Below are 15,992 nucleotides of genomic sequence, written 5' to 3' on the forward strand. Positions count from 1 at the left end.
GTGACTCCGGCTCCGCCGATCAGCAGTTCGCCGGGCACGCCGACCGGCACCGGCCGCAGCTCCCGGTCCACCACGTACGCGGTCGTGTTCGCCAGCGGCCCTCCGATCAGCATCACGGCGGGGGAGCGCGGCACCCGGTACGCCGTCGACCAGATCGTCGTCTCCGTGGGCCCGTAGAAGTTCCACAGCTCGCCCGCGACGTCCAGCAGCCGCGCGGCCAGCCCGACGGGCAGCGGCTCGCCGCCGAGGATGACGCGCGGCAGCCCCGGCGGCAGGTGCTCCACCGCCAGGCTCGCCACCGACGGGGTGAGCTGCACCAGGTCCGCGTACTCGGCGGCCCGGCGGAGCTCCTTGGGGGTGCGGGCGGCGTCCTCGGGCGCGATCACGAGCGTGCCGCCGGACAGCAGCGGCGTGAAGATCTCCAGCGCCGCGATGTCGAACGACAGCGACGTCAGGTAGAGCGCGCTGCCGCCGCCCAGCCGCCGGATCACGTCGGTGACCAGGTTGACCACGCCGCGATGCGGCACCTGCACCCCTTTGGGCCGGCCGGTGGAGCCGGAGGTGTAGATGAGGTAGGCGAGGTGATCGGGCCCCACCGGCGACGGCGCCACCGCCGGCGCCACGGGCTCGGGCGCGTCCAGCAGCAGCGCCGGAGGCCGCTCCACCGGCAGCCGGTCGAGCTGCCCGGACTCCGTGACCAGCAGCGCCGCGCCGGAGTCGGCCAGCAGGTACGCCAGCCGCTCCGCCGGGTACGCCGCGTCCAGCGGCAGGTAGCACCCGCCCGCCCGCAGCACGGCGAGCAGCGCGACGACCTGGGACACCCCGCGCGGCAGGCACAGCGCCACGCACGTCTCGGCCCGCACGCCCGCCGCCGCCAGCCGCCCGGCCAGCGCTCCGGCGCGGGCGTCCAGCTCGGCGTAGGTCAGCTCCTCGCCGTCCGGCGCGCGCACCGCCACCGCGCCGGGGGTGCGCGCCGCCTGCTCGGCGACCAGCGCGTGCAGGGTCCGCTCCGGGTACGCCGCCGCCGTGCCGTTCCAGCGGGTCAGCAGCTCGTGCCGCTGCGCCGCCGTCATCAGCGGCAGCTCCGACAGCCGCGTGCCGGGATCGGCGGCGGCGGCCTCCAGCACCAGCAGGTACGCCTCCGCCAGGCGGGCGATCGTGCCGGCGTCGAACAGCTCGGTGCTGTACTCGAAGTAGACGCCCGCGCCGTCGGCGGTCCTGACGACGTCCACGTTCAGGTCGAGCTGGGCGGTGCCGTTCGGGAACTGGCCGCGCGTGCTCATCGGCAGCAGGTTGAACCCCACCTGGTAGAGCGGTGTGCGGCTGGTGTCGCGTACCGGCTGGAGCGCCTCCACCAGCCGGTCGAACGGCGCCTCGGCGTGGTCCAGCGCGTCCAGCACGGTCTCGCGCACCCGCTCCAGCAGCTCGCCGAACTCGGGGTCGCCGCCGAGGTCGGTCCGCAGGACCAGCGTGTTGACGAACATGCCGAGCAGCGGCTCGAACTCCGGCAGGTCGCGCCCCGCGACCGGCGTGCCCACGACGACGTCGTGCTGGCCGGCGTACCGGGACAGCACCGCCTTCAGCCCGGCGAGCAGCACCATGAACAGCGTCGCCCCGCGCCGCCTGGCCAGCGCTTCGAGCGCGCCGGTCAGGTCGGCGGGCAGCGCCAGGTGGTGCTCGGCCCCGGCGTGCCCGCGAACCGCCGGCCGGGGCCGGTCCGCAGGCAGCCCGAGGTCGGGCGGCAGGCCGGCGAGGCGTTCCCGCCAGTGGCCGAGCTGGGCGGCGAGCACCCCGCCCGCCAGGTGCTCGCGCTGCCAGGCGGCGTAGTCGGCGTACTGGACGGGCAGCTCGGGCAGCCGGGGCGGCCTGCCCTCGGCCCAGGCGGCGTCCAGCTCCTCCAGCTCGGCGGCGAAGTTGGTGGCCGAGCGGGCGTCGAACACGGCGTGGTGCACCACGAACACCAGCCGCTGCGCGGCTCCGCCGGGCATCCGCACCAGGTGCGCCCGCCACAGCGGTGCCCGCTCCAGCGCGAACGGCCGCCGCGCCAGCTCCCGCGCCAGCGCGCCGAACTCGCGCTCGGCCCGCTCGGTCGGCAGGCCGCGCAGGTCGGTCAGGGGAAGCGCGACCGGCAGCTCGACCTGCACGACCTGGACGAGCTCCCCGTCCTCGACGGCGAGGGCGGTGCGCAGCGTCTCGTGCCGCCGGACCAGCTCGCGCAGCATCCGCTCGCACCGGTCCGGGTCGTCGCGTTCGGGCAGCTCGATCACGGCGTTGATGTGGTACGCGGGCGCGCCGGGATCGAGCCGCGCCAGGAACCACAGCCGCTCCTGGGCGAACGAGGCGGGAAAGGCGTACGTGCCGGTCACCTGGGCCGCTCCTCTACTGCCCCATGGCCTCGCGCAGGCTGCGCGGGCGCATGTCGGTCCAGACCTGTTCGACGTGGTCGAGGCAGTCCTGCTTCGACCCCGCGAACCCGGCCTCCCGCCAGCCCTGCGGCAGGGGACGCCCGTCGAACCAGATGGAGTACTGCTCCTCGTCGTTGACCACGACCTTGTACGTGCCGTCCGCCATGTTCAGCGCCTTTCCTCTCGGGGCAGCCTGGTGATCGTCGCGGGCCGTGCGGGGGCGTCCTGGCCGCGCAGCTCCTCCACCAGCGCGGCCATCCCGGCCACGGTGGGCACCTGGAAGAGACTGCGCATCGGCAGCCGCACGCCGACCTTCTTCCTGATGAGCGCGATGAGCTGGACCGCGACCAGCGAGTTGCCGCCCAGCTCGAAGAAGTCCTGCTCGACGCTGACCCGGCGGGCGCCGAGCACCTCGCCCCACAGCCCGGCGAGCGTGCTCTCCAGCTCGGTACGCGGGGCGACGTGGTCGTCGTCGGCCGTGTCGCTCTCGCCGGTCGCGGCGGCGGCGCCCAGCTCGTCGGCCACGGTGTCCTGGGTCAGCTCGCGCACCCCGGCCACGAACTCGGGCAGCGCGGTCGCGTTCACCACGACCTGGCTGCCGAGGCCGGCGGCGAGCAGCCGCCGGAACGCCTCGGCGCCGTCGGCGGGCGGGATGCCGCGCCTGGCCCCGTCGAGGTCGAGGGCGACGCCCGCGGTCGCGGACTCCTCCTTGACCGGCACGGCCTCGGCGGCGTTCCTGGCGCCCTCGCCGACGGTCCTGGTCATCGACTGCCGGTCCACGCGCCTCAGCACGAAGTCGGAGATGTCCACCACCGGCTCGCCGGCGTCGTCGTACAGGGTGAGGTCGGCGGCCAGCACCTCGCCGCCGCCGGTGTCGCGCAGCCGCGCGTGGCTCCACAGCGTGGCGGGCAGCGGGCCGCGCACGGTGATGCGGCCGTAGCCGAGCGGCAGGTAGCTGTGCTCGCCGGACACGGCGACGAACGCGGTCGCCTCGTCCAGCAGCGCCGGGTGCAGCGGCAGCGCGGCCAGCTCGGCGGCGACGTCGGGGACGGCCACCAGGTGGGCGAGCTGCTCGTCGCTGCCGAGCCGTACCTCGCGCAGGCTGCGCCAGCGCGGCCCGAACGTGACCAGCCCGGACGCCGAGGCGAACGGGTCGGCCGCGCCGGAGCCGTACGCGCAGCGGGCCCGCACCTCGGCCAGGTCCGCGGCGGGCTCGCCGGCCGCCACCCACGCCGCCGAGCCGCGCGCGTGCTGCACCGGCTCGCCGCCGGCGGAGCTGACCACCTCGAAGTCCATGCCGTCGCCCGCCGGGGTGAGCAGCACCCGCAACTCCGCGCTGGTGCCCTCGGCGACCGGCAGCGGCGCGACGAAGGCGACGTCACGCAGCTCGATCGCGTGACCGGGCCCGGGGCTCGGCACGGCCGCCTCGAACGCGGCCCGCGCAGTCTCCAGGTAGCCGGTGCCCGGCATCACCGGCACCCCGGCCACCCGGTGCTCGCCGAGCACCCAGTGCGTCTCCGGCGACAGGGTCGCGGCGTACCAGGGGCGGCGGCCGGCGCTCTCGTGCCGGTGACCGAGGATCGGGTGCTCCAGCCGGGTGACCCGGTCGCCGCGCTGCAGGGCGCGGAACGCGACCGGCGCGGCCACCTCGGCGGCCATGCCGACCTCCAGCCAGGCCCCCCAGTTCACCGACACGACCCGGCCCGGCCAGACGTGCGCGTACGCGTCCATGAAGGCGTTGGCCGCGCAGTAGTCCACCTGGCCGAACCCGCCCGCGACGGCGGTCACCGAGGAGCAGAGCAGCACGAAATCGAGCGGCAGGTCGCCGAACACCTCGCGCAGCGCCGCCGTCCCCGCGAGCTTGGGCGCCATGACGGCGTCGGCGGCCCGCCGCTCCTTGACCTCGGCCATGCCGCCGCCGGGCACCCCGGCCGCGTGCACGATCCCGTCGATCCCGCCGAACCTGGCGAGCGCGTCGTCCCGTACCCGGCGCAGCGACGCGGGATCGGCCACGTCGGCGGAGAGCACGAGCACCTCGGCGCCCGCCCGCTCCATCCGGCGGACGGCGGCGACGGCCCGCCTGGTCCGCTCCGGCGCGCCGTCGAGCGCGTCCCACTCCTCGCGGGGCGGCAGCCCGGTCCTGCCGAGCAGCACCAGCCTGGCCTGGGCGCGCCGGGCCAGGTCCTCGGCCAGGGTCAGGCCGATGCCGCCGAGCCCGCCGGTGATCACGTACACGCCGTGCCGGCGCAGCGGGTCGTCCTGCGGCGGCAGCGGCACCGGCGTGAACGCGCGCACCCAGCGGCGGCCGGCGCGCAGCGCGACCGGGGACGGCGGCACGCCCTCCTCCGGCTCGACCGGCTCGGCGGCCAGCTCGGCCAGCACCTTCGCGGCGTCGTACGGCCCCGCCTCCAGATCGACGTGCCGGGCCGTCAGCCACCGGGCCTCCAGCGGGACCACGCCCGTGATCCCGGCCACCGTGGCGTGCTCCGGCCGCGACACGTCCCCGCCGGTGACGCCCTGCGCGCCGGCGGTCACGATGTCCAGGTGGACCGGCGTCTCCCGCTCGGCCCCGGCCATCGCCTGCGTCAGCGCGAGCAGGCTGTGGAAGCCGAGGTCCTGGGCCGCGGTGACCTGGTCGGCGGTCGCGGCGGGAGCACCGTCCAGCGCCCAGGCGTGCACGACGCGGGCCGGCACGCCGGTCGCGGCCAGCAGCGCCTCGTAGTCGTCACGCTCGCCCGGCCGGACGGTGAACGTCCCGTCCGGGCCCACGCCGTACGCGTCGCCCGGCACCACGTGCACCACGTCCGCGCCGGCCGCGCGCAGCCCGTCCAGCAGCGGCCCGGCGGCCGGTCCCGCGAACACCAGGCAGCGCAGCCCGGCGAGCGCCGCCGTCCCCGCCGGGGCGACCGGCTCCTGCCGCCAGGCCGGCACCGAGAACCACTCCTCCAGCGGCAGCGCGCCCGCCCGCGGCGGCCGGGGGAAGACCAGCTCGGGATCGAAGTCGGTGCGCACCCAGTGCTCGGCCCGCTCGTACGGGTACGCCGGCAGCGGCACCCGGCGGGCGGGCTCGGCCAGCGCGTCGGTGTCCAGCGGCACGCCCGCCGTCCACAGCGCGCCGGCCGCCGCGTACAGGACCTCCAGGTCGGCCTTCGCGTCGGCGGGTCCCGGCAGGCTGGCCAGTGGGCGCGGCGCGGTCTTGGGGAGCTGGTTCCTCGCCAGCCCGGCGAGCTGACGTCCCGGGCCGCACTCCACCAGCCGCCACTCGCCCTCGGCGGCGAGCGTCGCCACGCAGTCGCCGAACCGGACGGTCTCGCGCACGTGCCGCGTCCAGTAGGCGGGGTCCGTGGCCTGCTCGGCGGTGATCCACGTGCCGGTGACGTTCGACAGGAACGGCAGCGCGGGCGCGTGCCGGGCCACGGCGGCGACCGCCTCGTGGAAGTCGCCGAGTATCGGGTCCATCATCGCCGAGTGGAACGCGTGCGAGGTGCGCAGCGCGGTGTGCTGGACGCCGGCCTCGTCGAGACGGGCGGCGTATTCGGCGACCAGCTCGCCGGGACCGGCGACGACGCACGTGCCGGGGCCGTTGACGGTGGCGATCGACAGGCCGTCCGGCAGGTCCCCGCGCACCTCCTCCTGGTCGCGGCGGACCGCGAGCATCGCGCCCGCCGGCACGGACTGCATGAGCCGGCCACGGACGGCGACCAGGCGCAGCGCGTCGGGCAGGGAGAAGACGCCCGCGACGGTCGCGGCGACGTACTCGCCGATGCTGTGCCCGATCATCGCGGCCGGCTCCACGCCCCACGAGCGCCACAGGGACGCCAGCGCCCACTCCAGCGTGAACAGCGCCGGCTGGGTGAGCGCCGTCTGCCGCAGCCGCTCGTCGGCGGCCTCCCGCTCGTCGTCGCCGGGGAACAGCAGGGTGCGCAGGTCCAGGCCCAGCTCCTCGCGCAGGATCGCGGCGCACTCGTCCACGGCGGCGGCGAAGGCCGGCTCGGTCCGGTAGAGGCCCGCGCCCATGCCCGCGTACTGCGCGCCCTGGCCGGAGAACAGCCAGGCCACCTTCGGCGTGCCCGCCCGGCCCTTGACCAGCCGGCGCGGCGTGCTCAGCGCCGCGACCGCGTCGGCGGTGTCGGCGGCGACCACGGCGGCGCGGTGCGCGTACCGGCGGCGGGAGCGCAGCGTGTGGGCCACGTCGGCCAGGTCGAGCTCCCGCCCCTCCAGGTGGCCGGCCAGCCGGGCCGCCGTCGCGTCCAGCGCCGACGGGGTCCGCGCCGACAGCAGCAGCAGGTGGGCCGGGCGCGGCTGCGCGGTGGGCAGCGGTGCGGGCGGCGCCTGCTCGACCAGCACGTGCGCGTTGGTGCCGCCGATCCCGAACGAGCTGACGCCCGCCCGGCGCGGGAAGCCGTTCGTCTCCCACTTGGTCAGCGCCGAGACCACCCGGAACGGGTTGGAGCCGAAGTCGATGCGCGGGTTCGGCGTCTCGAAGTTGAGGCTCGGCGGGATCAGGCCGTGCTCCAGCGCGAGCACCGTCTTGATGAAGCCCGCGATGCCCGCCGCCGGGCCGAGATGGCCGATGTTGGTCTTGACCGAGCCGAGGCCGCACCAGCCCGCCTCGTCGGTGCCGGCGCCGAGCACGCTGGACAGGGCCGCCACCTCGATCGGGTCGCCCAGCGAGGTGCCGGTGCCGTGCGCCTCCACGTAGGTGACGGTGCGCGGGTCGATCCGCGCCACGCCGAGCGCCTGCGCGACCGCCGCCGCCTGGCCCTCGGCGCTCGGCGCGGAGAAGCCCATCTTGGTGGCGCCGTCGTTGTTGATCGCGTTGCCGATCACCACGGCGCGGATGTGGTCGCCGTCGGCGAGGGCGTCCGACAGGCGCTTCAGCACCGCCATGCCGCCGCCCCCGCCCCAGATCGTGCCGGCCGCGGCGGCGTCGAACGCCCGGCAGTGCCCGTCGGGCGCGTAGATGCCGTCCTGGTGGAACTGGTATCCCCACTCGGCGGGCAGCTCCAGCGAGGCGCCGCCGGTCAGCGCCATGTCGCACTCGCCGGTGCGCAGCGCCTCGCACGCCACGTGCAGCGCGACCAGCGAGGAGGAGCACGCCGTGTGCAGGGTCAGGCTGGGGCCGCGCAGGTCCAGCTTGTACGACACCATCGTGGCCAGGTAGTCGGGGTGGTTGCCGGTGTAGACGGCGAGGTTGCCGACGGAGGCGAACACCTTCTTGTTCGGCCGGATGTACATCCACTGGTACTCGTCGGAGCCGATGGCGCCGTACACGCCGATCTCGCCCGGATAGCGGGCCGGATCGTAGCCCGCGTCGTCCAGCGCGCTGCTCGCCAGCTCCAGGAACATGCGCTGCTGCGGGTCGCGTAACTCCGCCTCGCGCGGCGACATGCCGAAGAAGGCCGCGTCGAGGGCGCCGTAGCCGTCCGCGATCGAGCACGCCCTGACGAAGGTCGGATCGTCCAGCAGGTAGTCGGGCACGCCGAGCGCCGCCTGCTCCTCGCGGGTGTAGAAACGCACCGACTCGACGCCGCCGACCAGGTTGCGCCAGTACGCGGGCACGTCCTCGGCGCCCGGGAGACGGCAGGCCAGGCCGACGACCGCGATCGGCTCGACCCCGGGCCCCTCGTCGTCGTGGTTCAGCTCAGCGGTCATCAGTCACTCTCCCGTCTGGCCCGGTGGGGCCGAGTTGAGGGCCGTGCTCTGCGCGCCGCGACCCGCCGCGCGGCGCGCTCCGCGCCCGGCGTACGCCGCTCGCCGTCGAGGTGCGCGGCGAGCGTCCGTACGGTCGGGAAGCGGAACAGGTCCACGATCGGCACCTCGCGGCCGAGCGCGGTGGCGAGGCGGGCCTGGACCTGCGCGGTGGCGAGCGAGTGCCCGCCGATCTCGAAGAAGTTCGCGTCGGCGGCCACCCGGGGCAGGTTCAGGACCTCCCGCCAGACGCCGGCGACCAGGCGTTCGGTCGCGGTGGCCGGCTCCTGCCCCGGCCCGGCCGCGGCGCGCGGGGGAGGGGCGGGCAGGGCGGCCCGGTCCACCTTGCCGTTCGGCGTCAGCGGCAGCGCAGGCAGCAGCACCAGCTCGGCCGGCACGGCGTGGTCGGGCAGGCGGGCCGCGAGATGCCGGCGCAGCTCCCCGGCCTGTACGGCCGCGCCGGCAGGCACCGCGTACGCGTGCAGCACCGGCCCGCCGGGCTGCTCGGCCGCCCGTGCCGCCGCCGCCAGGACGCCGGGGTGCGCGGCCAGCGCCGCCTCCACCTCGCCCAGTTCGACCCGGTGGCCGCGGATCTTCACCTGCCCGTCGGCCCGCCCGGCCGGCACCACCCGGCCGTCGGGGTCGTAGCGGCCGAGGTCCCCGGTGCGGTAGCGGGCGGGCCCGCCGCCGGGCTCCCTGCTGAAGCGGCTCCTGGTCAGCTCGTCGTCGCCCGCGTACGCCAGCGCCAGGCGGCGGCTGCGCACCACGACCTCGCCGAGCTCGCCCACGGCCGTGGGGGAGCCGCCGGCGTCGAGCACCAGCAGCTCCGCCCCGTCCACGCCGTGACCGACAGGGACCGGGTCGCCGCTCGCGCCCACCTGGCCGGTGATCTCGTGGACGGCCTGCGCCTGGGGCGTCTCGGTGGTGCCGTAGGCGTTCACCAGGCGCGCCTTCGGCGCGACCGCCGCGAACCTGGCCACGTCCGCGAACGTCAGCCGGTCCCCGCCGAACACCACCAGCCGCAGGTCGGGCAGCTCCACCCCGGCCGCGGCGATCAGGGTGGCGAGCTGCGGCGTCACGTGCGCCACCGTGATCGCCCGCTCCCGCAGCCACGCCGCCAGCCGCGCCGGGTCGCGCACCCGGTCCTGGGCCGGCACGTGCAGCGTGGCCCCCAGGGTGAGCGGCGTCCAGACGTCCCTCAGCAGCGGGTCGTGCGCCAGCCCGGCCAGCAGCGCGAACCGGTCGTCAGAGGTCAGCGCGAACTCGGCGGCGTACCAGTCCAGGAACCTGGCCAGCGGCTCCTCGGCCGCGACCACTGGCTTCGGCTCGCCGGTGGTGCCGGAGGTGAACGCCAGATACCCCCGCTCCCCGGGCTTCGCCCTCCCGAGCGCCTCACCGGCCGGCTCGGAGGGCACGGTCAGCTCGGGCAGCCAGGCCAGCTCGGCGGGGACGGGGACGCCGGGGCAGGTGATCAGCGCGCGGGCCCCCGCGGCGCGCGCCTGGGCTTCGAGGCGCGCGGCCGGCAGGGCGGGGTCCAGCACGGCCCAGCGCCCACCTGCCCCCAGGACGCCCAGCATCAGCGCGGGCAGCTCGTACGTCCGGGCGGCCAGGATCGCCACCACCGCTCCCGGCTCCACCGCCGTGGCCACGGACCCGGCGACCGCCCCCGCGAGCCGGACCAGCCCGGCGTAACCGAGCGCGCCCTCCTCACCGGCGACGGCCACCCGGTCGCTCCCGGCCTGGCCGACCACCCGTTCCACCACGCCGGGCCCGCTCCAGCCGGGCAGGTGACGGGTGCCGTCGGGGAGCCGGACGCCCTCCCGGCCCGGCAGGGGGCGGAGGGACGCGCGGCGCACCGGCAGCTCAGGCGCGGCGACCAGGTCGCCGAGCAGCCGCAGGTAGCCGGCCAGCAGCTCCTCGATCCGCTCCCTGCGAAACAGCCGCGGGTTGTACGCGGCCTGCAGCACGTACCGCCCGTCGCGTTCCCCGGCGTACAGGGTCAGGTCGAACAGCGCGCCCGGCAGCCCGGGCGGCAGCGGGACGGCCGTGACGCCGGGCAGCTCCAGGCGCGGCTCGGCGAAGTCGTACATGTTGAACAGCACCTGGACCAGCGGGTTCCTGGACAGGTCGCGGCCCGGCCCGAGCCGGTCGACCAGCCGCTCCAGGTGCACGTCGAGATGGGCGAGCGCGCCGGACAGCGTCTCCTGGCAGCGCGTCACGTGCGCCGCGAAGCTCGCGCCGTCCTCGACGCGCAGCCGTACCGGCAGCACCTGCACCAGGCATCCGACCAGCGGATGGAAGGCCGGGTCGCGCCGGTCGGCGACGGGCGCGCCGACGATCAGGTCGTGCTGCCCGGTGAGCCGCCGCAGCACCTGCCCGAACGCCGCCAGCAGCACCGCGTACGGCGTGCTGCCGAGCCGCGCGGCCAGCGCCCGCACGCCGTCGCTGACGGACGCCCCGGCCTCGGCCGCCGCGCCGGCCCCCTCGAACGTCTGCACCGCCGGGCGCGGATGGTCGCGCGGCAGGTCGAGCACGGCGGGCGCGCCCTCCAGGTGCCGCCGCCACCACTCCAGGCTCGCCTCGCCGTCCCGATCGCCGAGGTAGGCCGTGTACCCGCCGAACGAGGTGCGCAGCGGCGCGAGCGCCGCCTCCCGGTAGGCGCGCCCGAGGTCGTCGTAGAGCACCCGCTGCGACCAGCCGTCGAACACCAGGTGGTGCGCCGTGATCGCCAGCACGTGCTCCCCGGCGGCGACCCGCAGCAGCCGGGCCCGCCACAGCGGCCCCGCCGCCAGGTCGAAGGCGAGCCGGGCCTCCTCCGCCAGCCGCTCGCCCACCTCCGCCTCCGTCACGTCCTCCACGGGCAGCGGCACCGGGCCGGGCGGCGACACGGCGACGGCCGGCACCCCGCCGGACTCCGGGACGCGCCACCTCAGCACCTCGTGCCGCTCGGCCACCGCCGCCAGCGCGGCGCGCAGGGCGGCGACGTCCAGCGGCCCGGACAGGCGCTGCGCCATCGCGATGTTGTGCGCGGGCGTCCCGGGCGCCAGCCGCTCCACGAACCACATCCGGCGCTGCACCGCCGACAGCGCGGCGGGCGCCGCGGCGAGCGGTTCGTCCCGCGCGGGCGGGGCCAGCTCGGCCAGGCGGGCGATGCCGGCCACGGTGCGGCCCGCGAGCACGTCCCTGACCTCGATCTCCTTGCCGAGCCCGGCCCGCAGCAGCGCGGCCAGGCGCATGGCCACCAGCGAGTGGCCGCCGGACGCGAAGAAGTCGTCGTCCGGCCCCGGCTCGGCCCCGCTCCCGAACGCCTCCGCCCAGGCCGCCGCGACGCCCCGCTCGGCCACGCTCCGGCCCGGCCCGGCCGCCGGGGACCTGCCGGGCCGGGCGTGCGACGCGCGCAGGGCCGCCAGGTCGATCTTGCCCGCCACCGTCAGCGGCAGCGCCGCCAGCCGCACCACCCGGGTCGGCGCCATGTACGCCGGCATGCTCTCCATGCAGTGCGCCCGCACCTCCTCGATGCCGGGCGCGTCCTCAGGCGTCAGGTACGCGGTCAGCTCCTTCAGCCCCGTGGCCCCGTCCGTCACGTCCGCGACCGCCTGCCGCACCCCGGGATGCGCCCGCAGCACCGCCTCGACCTCGCCGATCTCGACACGCTGGCCCTGGACCTTCACCTGCCGGTCCAGCCGCCCGATGAAACCGATCCGGCCGTCCTCCTCCAGCACGACCTGGTCGCCGGTGCGGTACATGCGCGCCCCCGGCCCGCCGTACGGATCCGGCACGAACCGCTCGGCCGACAACCCCGGGCGGCCGAGATAACCACGGGCGAGCTGCGGGCCGCCGATGCACAGCTCGCCCGGCGTGCCGGGCGGGCAGGGCCGCAGGAGGTCGTCGAGGATGTACGCCCGGCAGCCCGGCAGCGCGTGCCCGATCGGCAGCGGCCGGTCCCAGACGCCCGTCAGCTCGGTGCCGACGACGCACACCGTGGTCTCGGTGGGGCCGTACCAGTTGTGGAAGCGCCGCCCGCCCGCCGTCCAGCGGGCCACCTGCTCGGGCCCGGCGGGCTCGCCCGCGGTGAGCAGGTCGCGCAGCCACGGCAGCCGCTCCGGCTCCAGCAGCGGGAGCAGCGCGGGCGGGATCGTGCCCCAGGTCACCTGGTGTCGTTCCAGGAAACGCTGGAGCCGGGCGGCGTCCACCCGGTCCTCCTCGGGCACGAGCATCACCGAACCGCCGCGCGCCAGCGGCGCGAAGACGTCCAGCACCGACACGTCGAACCCGAGCGCGGCGAACCCGATGGACCGGCAGCCGGCGTCGAGCCCGAACACCTCGCCCGCCATCGTCACGAACGACACCGCCGAGGCATGGCTCACCACGACCCCCTTGGGCCGCCCGGTCGAGCCGGAGGTGTAGAGCACGTAGGCCGCCGCACCCGCCGGCGTGACCGGCGCGTCAGCCCCGGCCCGCTGCCCGTTCTCCAGCGGCCCGGTCTCCAGGCGTATGGGCAGCCCGGCCAGCAGCTCCGCGCCGGCCCCGTCCGCGACGACCGTGGTGATGCCGGCGTCCTCGATGACGCCGGCGAGCCGCCGGCGCGGATGCGCGGGGTCCAGCGGCACGTACGCGGCCCCCGACATCAGCACGCCGAGCACGCGGGCCAGCAGGCCGGGCGTGCGGCGGTGGCAGATGCCGATCCGCGTCTCGGGGCCCGCGCCGAGCTCGCGCAGCCGGTGCGCCAGCACCGCCGCCGCCGAGACCAGCTCGCGGTAGGTCAGGCTCCGCTCGCCCTGCCGTACGGCGGTCGCGTCCGGAGTGCGTCCGGCCTGCGCCAGGACGAGGTCATGAAGAAGCGGCCCGTCGGTCACTCGTGTCTCCCCGCATTCTTCCCGCTGTCTTCTCGCCCGCTCCCCGTCACCTTGCTCGTTCCGGCGGCAGGTCGACGCTCAGCCGCACCCCGTCGCGGGGCACGGCGACTGCGGCCAGCGCCTCGCCCCGGGCGGTGTGCAGCGCCAGGTGCGTGATCCGCCACCGGGACAGCCGGTCCGGCTCCTGTCCGGGCTGGACGCGCCAGGGGCCGGGATCGGCGAGGTCGGGAAACCCGATCGCCGCCGGGTCGGCGGCTCCGGCGTCGGCGGCCGTCAGCGCCCGCTTCGCGGTGACGGCGCGCAGCGCCAGCCACCCCCGGTCCTCCTCGGCGGCCTCCTCGACCTGCTCCCGCTCGTCCGCGCTCAGCTCGACCGGCTCGCCGAGGTCCCGCGCGCGCAGCACGCACACCCCGATCCCTGGCCCGTGCCCGGCGGCCACGGCGGCCAGGTCGCCGGCGTCGCTCGTGCCGACCGCGCCCCGCCCCGCGTGCCGGCGCAGCACCGCGTCGCGACCGGCCGCCGGCCCCACCCACAGGTGCACCTCGTCCGGCTCGGCGGGAACCTGCGCCGCCGTGAGATCGGCGGTGATGAGCTCGGCGAGCTCGGCCGGGCGGTCCTTGACGAACAGGTGGCCGCCGCGGACCGTCCGCAGCCGGAAGCCCGCGCCGGTGTGCCTGGCCCAGCCGAGCATCTCCGCCACCCCGGCCTCCCCGTCGTCGAGCCCGGCGAAGGCCACGATGGGGGTGTCGAGGGGCGGCTCGGGGACGAAGGCGTAGTTCTTGATCCAGGCGAAGTCCGAGCGCAGCACCGGGAGCATCAGCTCCCGCAGCTCCGGCAGGTCCCTGAGCTCGGGCAGCGCCCCCGACCTGCGGATGAGCTGGTCGATGAAGGCGTCGTCGGGCAGGTCGGCGGCGGCGGCCAGCGGCACCCGGCGGTCCGGCGGGTGCGCGCCGCCGACGTACAGTCTCGACGGCTCGCGAAGGCCGCGCCTGCGCAGCTCGCGGGCCACCTCGAAGGCCAGCCGGGCGCCCATGCTGTGGCCGTACAGGACGTACGGCTCGCTGGTGGCGGGCACGATCTCGTCGGCGAGGTCGCTGATCGTGAAGGTGGGCGGCTCGCCGATGCGGTTCTCCCTGCCGGGAAGCTGGAGGGGGAGCACGGTGAGGCCGGTGAGCCGGCGGAGGAGCCCGGCGTAGGCGCTCGCGCCTCCTCCGGCGTAGGGCAGGCAGATCATCGTACGGGCGGGGCACGGACCGGTGGGGTGGGGGTCCCGTGTCGCCGCGGCTAGCTGGCCACTGATCGCCCAGCACCTCCCTTGCCGGGAGTCGCCGTCCGCGGCGCACGCGGCCTGGGGAGGGGGGTCGGCTGGGGGTTTCGTCGCTGAGTACGGAGGTCGTCAACCGCCATGTTACGGCGCTCCTCGACAAATGCCGCGAAACAACACCGAAATGTAAGGGGTGCGAAATGTCGGACAATGCGTGTGATCTCACGCGGTTGCACGACATGAACCTTATATCGACGCGGCCGGGTGACGTCAATGAGCGATTCGCGGGCCCGCGTCAGGCCGTCATTCGCCCAAGGAGCCTCTTGCACGGCGGGTCGCGCGGTGATAGATGAGCGAGCTCAGGCGAGGACCGTAAAGAAGATTCGGACGTCCGAAACCCCGGTCTGTACCCGCCGGCCACCCGGGGAGAAGCCGCACGAGAGCCGGGGCGCCGCGCCGCCCGCCGCCGTTTTCCGGCGGCCATTCGCCAAAAACCGCCCAGCCCTGGGGTCCGAGGGCCGGACGGCACGTCCACTCACCTCCGGACTCTCTTGTCGGCGACTTTGTCAAGCGGCCATGAAACTTTCAAGTATCGGCCCGTCCGGATTGCTTGATCACCCTGACCCGGGCTCGTGACGCGCCGAAACTTCCGGCTCGACGTGCGCGGTTGAGTATTCACCAGAAAATGAGTTCATTTCCGGATTAACCGAGGAAAGGCGAAGCAGTCCGCCGGAGAAGTCAACGCGAAAGTCGCGCGCTCAATCGGCCGCGGAAAGACGTAAATCACGCACGCGGTTCCACCGCTGCGCCGTGACGATTCTCGCCGTCAAATTCTCGAGGTCATAAACGATCGACCATTGGGTGTGCGGCTGGGCGACCCGGCGGAGCAGTTTCATCGCCTCCGTGCCGCCGCCCTCGGCGAGGAGCCGGTAACGGCGGTCGGCCATCCTGGCGGCCCGGTCCGCGCCGGTCATCGTGATGTTGGTGAGGTAGCGGTCGTCGATGACGTTCATGCGGCCCTCGGCGTACTCGACCACCGCCGACCTGCCCGCGCGGTCCGCGATCAGATAGTGGAGCTGCGGGCCGCCGGTGAAGTCGAGGTCGTAGCGGCGCATCAGCTCGATCGCCTCCGGCACGGTCGCGGCCTTGTCCAGCATCAGCCGGATGATCCGCACCCCGCTCACCGTGGTACGGCCCGCGCCCGGCTCGGGCAGCTCGGCGTCCGGGGCCTGGGCCAGGCCGACGACGAGCCCTTTCTCGTTCATGCCGTCGAACGGGATCAGCACCGCGTGCGCCAGCCGCCGCCGGTCCTCGGCCTTGGTCAGCTTCGGCTTGATCCGCGGGTAGAACAGGTAGGAGACGTCCACCAGGGAGATCGAGGCGTAGCCGCCCGGCGGGCGCGCGTGGACGACCATCGCCGGGTTGGGCTGCCAGTCGAAGTTCCTGCCGAACTCGCCGGGGCGGTGGAACAGCGAGCAGGCCCAGCCGTCGCCCTTGCGCGCCAGCTCCGCGTCGGTGAGCGGCGCCTCGGCGTCGTAGCCGCCGTGGTAGGTCATCTCGTACAGCGGCAGGTCGTCGAGGAGGCGCATGCTCGCCGACGTACGGGCGATCTCGTCCGCCGTCTGCCGGAGGATTCCCTGCGGGGCCGTGGGGGTGGGCTTCGGGGTCTTCGGGGGCGGCGGGGCCGCGGTGGGCGCGCACGCCACCGACGCGGCGAGAGCCAGAGCCGACAACACCGCCATGGCAGGGGTCCGCATGCCTGTAGTGTGCCGCACC

General features: G+C 75.7%; 6 protein-coding genes. All 6 read right to left on the reverse strand.

Going from position 1 to position 15,992, the window contains the following annotated elements; all coding sequences use genetic code 11:
* Window positions 1–2,366: non-ribosomal peptide synthetase (locus tag BMW85_RS32330; protein WP_177240998.1), on the reverse strand; the 2,366-nt coding region annotated here is incomplete at its 3' end.
* A gap of 13 nt (window positions 2,367–2,379) precedes the next feature.
* On the reverse strand, window positions 2,380–2,571 hold the full coding sequence (locus tag BMW85_RS32335) for an MbtH family protein (protein WP_091089109.1): 192 nt from the start codon (window positions 2,569–2,571) through the stop codon (window positions 2,380–2,382).
* A 2-nt stretch (window positions 2,572–2,573) separates the two neighbouring features.
* Window positions 2,574–8,060, reverse strand: coding sequence for a type I polyketide synthase (locus tag BMW85_RS52105; protein ID WP_091089112.1), 5,487 nt, complete (start codon window positions 8,058–8,060; stop codon window positions 2,574–2,576).
* A complete protein-coding gene (locus BMW85_RS32345) occupies window positions 8,060–12,952 on the reverse strand; it encodes a non-ribosomal peptide synthetase (RefSeq protein WP_091089114.1) in 4,893 nt (1,630 codons plus the stop codon). Before BMW85_RS32345 ends, BMW85_RS52105 begins: the two co-directional genes overlap by 1 nt.
* Before the next feature lie 46 nt (window positions 12,953–12,998).
* Window positions 12,999–14,186, reverse strand: a complete 1,188-nt coding sequence (locus tag BMW85_RS32350) for a thioesterase II family protein (RefSeq protein ID WP_091089116.1) — start codon at window positions 14,184–14,186, stop codon at window positions 12,999–13,001.
* 788 nt (window positions 14,187–14,974) lie between these two features.
* Window positions 14,975–15,973: a linear amide C-N hydrolase gene (locus tag BMW85_RS32355; RefSeq protein ID WP_091089118.1), complete on the reverse strand. Its 999-nt coding sequence runs from the start codon at window positions 15,971–15,973 to the stop codon at window positions 14,975–14,977.
* Window positions 15,974–15,992 lie beyond the last annotated feature (19 nt).

This window comes from Nonomuraea wenchangensis, assembly GCF_900111685.1.
GTDB lineage: Bacteria > Actinomycetota > Actinomycetes > Streptosporangiales > Streptosporangiaceae > Nonomuraea > Nonomuraea wenchangensis.

Excerpts from the sequence above, each read along its gene's own strand:
- BMW85_RS52105 (WP_091089112.1), bottom strand. The coding sequence starts at position 8,060 with ATGACCGCTGAGCTGAACCACGACGACGAGGGGCCCGGGGTCGAGCCG.
- BMW85_RS32350 (WP_091089116.1), bottom strand. The coding sequence starts at position 14,186 with ATGATCTGCCTGCCCTACGCCGGAGGAGGCGCGAGCGCCTACGCCGGG.
- BMW85_RS32355 (WP_091089118.1), bottom strand. The coding sequence starts at position 15,973 with ATGCGGACCCCTGCCATGGCGGTGTTGTCGGCTCTGGCTCTCGCCGCG.
- BMW85_RS32335 (WP_091089109.1), bottom strand. The coding sequence starts at position 2,571 with ATGGCGGACGGCACGTACAAGGTCGTGGTCAACGACGAGGAGCAGTAC.